Annotated in this window: 4 protein-coding genes and 1 pseudogene; 2 read left to right on the top strand and 3 right to left on the bottom strand. The window is 65.1% G+C overall.

The features are described 5' to 3' along the window. Positions 1-37: 37 nt before the first annotated feature. Positions 38-1,987 (top strand): conjugative transfer system coupling protein TraD, encoded by a 1,950-nt coding sequence (gene traD / locus AB7U92_RS20510; RefSeq protein ID WP_428581330.1) that lies wholly within the window; start codon positions 38-40, stop codon positions 1,985-1,987. Continuing rightward, a complete protein-coding gene (locus tag AB7U92_RS20505) occupies positions 1,984-2,607 on the top strand; it encodes a DUF4400 domain-containing protein (protein WP_428581327.1) in 624 nt (207 codons plus the stop codon). Before traD ends, AB7U92_RS20505 begins: the two co-directional genes overlap by 4 nt. Before the next feature lie 75 nt (positions 2,608-2,682). Here AB7U92_RS20505 and AB7U92_RS20500 read toward each other — a convergent pair whose 3' ends face one another. The 3 genes and pseudogenes from AB7U92_RS20500 to AB7U92_RS20490 all read right to left on the bottom strand — a co-directional run. After that, positions 2,683-3,408 (bottom strand): hypothetical protein, encoded by a 726-nt coding sequence (locus AB7U92_RS20500; protein ID WP_428581324.1) that lies wholly within the window; start codon positions 3,406-3,408, stop codon positions 2,683-2,685. Further along, a complete protein-coding gene (gene pglZ / locus AB7U92_RS20495; RefSeq protein ID WP_428581322.1) occupies positions 3,405-5,408 on the bottom strand; it encodes a BREX-3 system phosphatase PglZ in 2,004 nt (667 codons plus the stop codon). The genes AB7U92_RS20500 and pglZ overlap by 4 nt, the downstream gene beginning before the upstream one ends. After that, positions 5,405-5,850 (bottom strand): annotated as a pseudogene (locus tag AB7U92_RS20490) (helicase); the annotation flags it as partial. The gene pglZ and the pseudogene AB7U92_RS20490, both read right to left, overlap by 4 nt.

Raw genomic sequence — 5,850 nt, 5'->3', positions numbered from 1 at the left:
GCCGCCTTCGAGCCGGCCGCGCACGAGGAGCCCTGACATGCTGATGCGCCGCTACGAGATGCCTTGGCGGCGCGCCTACGAGGTGTACGCCGCCGCCGTCTGGGCATCCGCCCTGCTGTTCTTCGCAGTCACCGGCGGGCTGGGCCTCCTCCCGCGACAGCTCGCACTCCCGCTCGCCGCTTTCTGCCTGGCGATGGGCGTCCTGCGGCTGGCGCAGGGCGTTCACACCCTGGTGCTGCGCGCCTCGCTCTCCGGCCGCGGCATCCAGGTGCTGAGCACACGGGCCGTCGCCCGCTGGACGGAAAAGCCCGACGCGGTGTTCCTGGGCTTTGGCTTCGAGTGGCGGCCCGTCCACTCGCAGCGTCTCTACGAACTGGCCAAGGTCGACTACCGCGAGTTCACCGTGTCGCCCCGCCTGCTGCAGGTGCTGGGCTACGACGCACGCCCGCAACCCGATGCCGAGATCGGCCTGCCCTACATCCATGGCGTCGAGCCACGCGAGGTGGCCCTGCACCGGCCGCTGCAGAACTTCGAAGGCGGCACCTTGCTGGTGGGCACCACCCAGTCCGGCAAGGGCGTGGCGCTGGCCAACCTGGTGACGCAGGCCGTGCGTCGCGGCGACGTGGTCATCGTCATCGACCCCAAGAACAGCCGCCGCCTGAAGCGTGTCACCCAGCGCGCCTGCGAGGACTGGCGCGACCCCGACACCTTCCTCGAGTTCCACCCCGCCTTCCCTGAAGCCGGCGTGCGCCTGGACTTCACCTTCAACTGGCAGAAGCCCACCGAGATCGCGTCGCGGATCCAGTCGATCATGCCGCCGGACACGGCCGGCGCCTTCTCCGCCTTCGGCTGGGACGCCGTGAACGTGGTCGTGCAGGGGCTGGTGGAACTGGAGGAGCGGCCGAACCTGGTCAAGCTCACCAAGTACATCGAGGGCGGCATCGAGCCCGTGCTGGAAGCGACGCTGCGCCGCTTCTACGAGCGACTGCTCGGCACCGGCTGGCGCGACCAGCCGGAGATGAAGAAGCTGCTGCACGATGCCCACCGCGGCAACATGAAGCGCCCGTCGGAGGCGGCCAGTGCGGACCTGCTGGCCCTGGTCGCCTTCTACGAACACCACGTCCCGCAGTCGCAGCGCAACAAGGTGCTCGACGCCCAGGTACGCACCTTCCGCCACAACCGCGAGCACTACCAGAAGATCACGGCCAACCTGCTGCCGGTGCTCTCGATGCTGACCTCGGGCGACCTCGGCAGCAGCCTGTCGCCCGACCCCTTCGACACCGGCGATGCCAGGCCGATCATGAACTTCGAGAAGATCGAGCGCGCCGGCCATGTGCTGTACATGTGCCTGGACTCCCTGCCCGACCCGTCGGTGGCCACCGCCATCGGCGCACTGGCCCTGGCCGACCTGGCCGCGCGTGCAGGCATGCGTTACAACCTGGGCGGCTACCGGCGCATCTCGCTCTTCGTGGACGAGGTGTCGAACGTCATCAACCAGCCGCTGATCGAGATCCTGAACAAGGGCGCCGAGGGTGGCATCTTCACCACCTGCGCGATGCAGACGCTGGCGGACCTGGCCAAGCGGCTGGGCAGCGAAGACGCGGCGCGAATGGCGTTGGGCAACCTGAACAACCTGATCGCGCTTCGATCCAAGGACCGGCCGACGCAGGACTTCGTGGTCGAGACCTTCGGCAAGACCGCGATCCACTCGGTGCGCGTGGGCCTGAGCAGCGGTGCCGACGCCCACCTGGGCGACTTCTCGTCGAGCTACTCTACGCAGCTCACCGAGAGCTTCGAGGAGATGGTGCCGGCCGACGTGCTGGGCAAACTGCCCAACCTGCAGTACTTCGCCTCGGTTTCGGGCGGGCGGATCATCAAGGGGCGGTTTCCGATCCTCGACCCGGATGCGGATGAGCCCAGACCAGCACGGGCTGCGCCACCGAGGGCGATCCGGACTCCAGCTGCAATGACGGGGCAACCGTCGTGATCCGCGTCGTCAGCATCGCCGCTCTGCTCAGCCTGCTGGTACTGGTGCTCTACCTGCCCTCGGCGCATCCGCCGGAGCGGTTCCTGGCACAGATTCGAAGCGAGCACCAGGCGATGGAAGAGATTTGGGGCGAGACGCCCGCGCTGCGGATCCTCGACCGAGCGCTGGGCCTCCAGGGTGCGGCGCGGGAGGCAACGCCCATTCCCCCGACCGCCGGCGCGTCGGCGGCAAGCGGTGTGGACGGCGCCGTTGCGCGCGAGATGGCTTCCGTCAATCAGCGGCTGTTCGGGAACAGCTACTTCCGTGCGATCGACGCGCTCGTGCTGCTGGCCGCCTTCAGGCTGTCGGCGATGCTGGAGTGGCTGCCTTGGATGGCGGCCTTCCTTGTCGCAGCGATGGCCGACGGCGCGATCAGCAGAGTGATCAAGTCGAAGGAGTTTCTTCACCACGATCCGGAGCGCTTCGCGCTTTACGCATCCGTGTCGATCCTGCTGGCCTGCGCCGCCGTCGTTGCGTTAGTGCTGCCGGTCGGGCTGCATCCGCTGGTCAGCCCCGGCGTCGTGGCAACTCTCGCTGTCCTCTGGGGACGCAGCGTTGCGCACTTTCATCGGCGTGGGTAGCCGCTCGGTCGCCGAGAGCGCGCAACAGGCGTAAGCTGCAGTTCTGAACGCATGTCGCGTTCTGTGCGCCGACGCTCAAATTACTCCACTCAGTGCCACGAATTGATGGCTTGGTCCTTCTGATCGCAGCTCCAGCGCCGAACTCTTCGACACCACGTAGCCAAGAGGCTGATCGAACGAGAAAGGAAATAGCGCTGCGGTGGATTGCAGTGATGAAAGTGCCAGGGCCTTGCCGTGATATCGAAGTGCCGCTTCGACCAGCCAAGAGACCTTCATCGGGTCGGCGACTCGGTTCGGCGTCAGCCGCTCGATGCGATTTCCCTTGTTGACCCGCCGTATCGTGCCCCAGTCTACGAGTGTCTGAATGACGGCGCGAGTGGCGGTCTTGATGTTGCCCCGCTCTCCATAGACCTCGCTCATTCTGCGGTGCACTTCTGGCATCGAGCAGTCGCCCTGCATCGCAGTCAGTCGACCTGTGAACTCGGCGACCCTTCCGAAGTATGAGTAGTTCGCAAGGGCCGATCCCCAGGCGAAGCCGGCGACGTCTTGCGACGACTCGAAGTCGGAGAAGATGCCGACGCCGCGACGAATGAAGTCAGCCATGTCGGCGCGCGGGTCCAGCACCAGTGCGTTCAGCTTGGTACGCGTCTTGATCCTGGCCTCGTTACCGAGGCCGGCCGCATCTAGCAGCTCGCTCAAGTCGTCGAGACTGGCCACGCCTGCCCGCACCTTCAGCGCAGCAGTCACCCAATCAAGTTGGATGAACCGGTCGAAGCCAATCTGGGGTGCCGTCGGGATCATTCAGCGCGACTCACATAGCCAATCTTGACGAAGGGCACCATCAGCTCTTCGACCGAGATGCCGCCGTGGACGACGGCGGGCTCTCCCTGCTGCATGAAGGCTGTACGCCCGCCGGCGAACAACGCCAAGAAGTTACCCGGTAGTCCGGCCACATCAAGTCGGTAGGTGTTCGGATTCGCGGCCGCCGACTCGAGCGCGAGGGTCTCGCTGCGGTAAGTCCGTACACGCTCGCCACGCAGCTCCGGCGCCACACCCTGGTTGGGCCGCCCCTGGCCAACCGCTTCCACATTGCCGTGGTCGGCGGTCAAGTAGACGTGGAAGCCCTTGTCGAGCAGCATCGAGAACAGTTGGTCTACGAAGCCACTCTCACACCAGCTTTCGATCTGGGTGGTGATGCCGCGCTTGCCCAACACGGCACCGTGCACGATCTCATCGACCGTGTCGACCACCATGCCCGCAACCCTGATCGATGGCGCCGAAACCGCTGCAGCCAGTTCCGCAAGCTGATCGGTTCGCTTGATGCCTCTGCGGTACACGACCTCATGGGGACGCAGACCCTGGTCTTGCCAAAACCGCGACCACTGGGCGGGCTCCGGCGAGGTGGACTCGATCGTGTCGGCGAACTCTCTTGGCTTGAGTCCGGAGAACAGTGCCTGCCGGGACACCGACGTCAGGGTTGGAAGCCAAGCGAAACACGCTCCTTCCTCAAACCCGAGCTTGGGTGCTCGCTTGGCCAGCGCCTCGCGAATCTGAACCCACTGATCGATAGCCAGTCCGTCGAACACCAGCAGGGCAATCTTGGCCTCGCCGGCGCCACGCCTCATTGAAAGGAAGCGCGGCACGTGGTGCACCATGACCGGGCCCTTGACGACCGGCAGCGAAGGCAGGTCGGCATAGTGCTTGGCCACCCATTGCCGCAGACACTCGTCCATGGCGGCTTGCAGCTCTGCAATGGCGGCCTTCAGCCCTTCGGCGCGCACCGTATCCAAGGCATGAAACCGGGCCAGAACCTCGCCGAAGCGGCGAGACAAGTTGGCCCAGTCGCGGTAGGAAGACTCCAGCGTTGGCAGCGATTGACGAATGACTTTGATGCCCTCGGCGACCAGGTTCCTCAGCGCGAGTGGATCCTGGACGATGCCTACCTTGGCCCAGTCAGGAATGCCGACCGTCGCGCCCTGAATGGCGAGCGGATGAAGCAGGCCGTCCAGGAACATCGAGTCCACCAGCGCCCGAACATCCGGATGTTCAAACGGCACGTCGGCCTTGGCTGAGAAGTCGGCCGGCGTGGGTTCACCCGTCCGTGTGCCCGTCAATCCAAGGCGCGAGAGGTATCGGTACCAAGCGTCCTGCACCGTCCGCAGCACTGCGCTTTTCGACGCGAACAGCTCGCTGATCGGTAGATCCTTGAACGCCGCGTGATCGCCAAGCACATTCGCAACGTGGTCTGCCAGAACCCGCGGCAGACTGGAATCGCGGTAGTGCAACCGCAGCAGCTCCCGCCACAGGTCCTCTGGGCGCGAAATCAGGTGCGGACTGATCTTGAAGATGTGGGTCAGGACAAACTCTTTGGTCGCCGACTCTCCCAAGGCCTGCGACGCATGCTTCGCTTGCGCAGCGAACAACGCTTCGTGGTGCTCGGCGCCGACTTGTCGAACGACGGGATAGCTGAGCCGGGGGAACAGGTTGGCGAGGCTCAGGCTGACCCGGCGTGCTTGCCTCAGGTAGTCCCAGGGCAGATCAGCGATGTTGGTGCCACGCAGGTGCAACACCAGAGCCTTGGCGGGTCCCACTGCACCGCGGTCCCAGGCACTGCGGTACTGATCTTCATATTCGGCACGGAACGCGACCGAGTCCTCGAACGGCAGAACCTCAAAACCACGCTCTCGCAGGCCAGACAGCACTTGCTCATCCAGCAGCACATCGTCAGGGTCGGCGGCGATCCACAGGGGAGACAGGTCCGCAGGAAACTCCTCCAGGATGCGATCAATCCACGGGCTCATACAGCACCCACCCGAAGCATCATCACGGCGTTGAGGTCTGGCACGCTGGCCTCTGCGTCATCCAAAGCTGCCATCCGTGCCTGATGCTCGGCGTCCAGCCGTTTACGGCGATGCTCGCGAACGGTAGGCAAGCCAATTCTGCCGATGGCCTGGTAGCGAGCATCGTAGGCGTACTTGGCGCGCTCTCGGTCTTCCTTCAGACGCGACCGGTGCTCCCCGAGCAGTTCTGAGAACAGGCGTTCACCTTGCGTCTTCGCCGCCGTCATGGAGGCCTCGAACCACTGCATCGCCTGCTCGGCGGTGGTGGTGCCGGTGATCTCGACCGCCTCAGTCAACAGCAGGTCCCAGATGCGCTTGGCCGTGGGCACGTAGGTCCGCCCGTCGTCCGTTGCGAAGACCGGCAGGATGCGCTTTCGGCTGTGGCCTTCAGCGGACAGGCTGA

The organism is Piscinibacter sp. (genome assembly GCF_050175855.1).
GTDB lineage: Bacteria > Pseudomonadota > Gammaproteobacteria > Burkholderiales > Burkholderiaceae_C > Piscinibacter.
The sequence above is the reverse complement of the archived record's forward strand: the minus strand, read 5'-3'. Positions and strand labels throughout refer to the sequence as shown.

Bases quoted from the DNA above. Each gene is read 5' to 3' on its own strand.
- AB7U92_RS20500 (WP_428581324.1), bottom strand. From the start codon at position 3,408: ATGATCCCGACGGCACCCCAGATTGGCTTCGACCGGTTCATCCAACTT.
- pglZ (WP_428581322.1), bottom strand. From the start codon at position 5,408: ATGAGCCCGTGGATTGATCGCATCCTGGAGGAGTTTCCTGCGGACCTG.
- traD (WP_428581330.1), top strand. From the start codon at position 38: ATGCTGATGCGCCGCTACGAGATGCCTTGGCGGCGCGCCTACGAGGTG.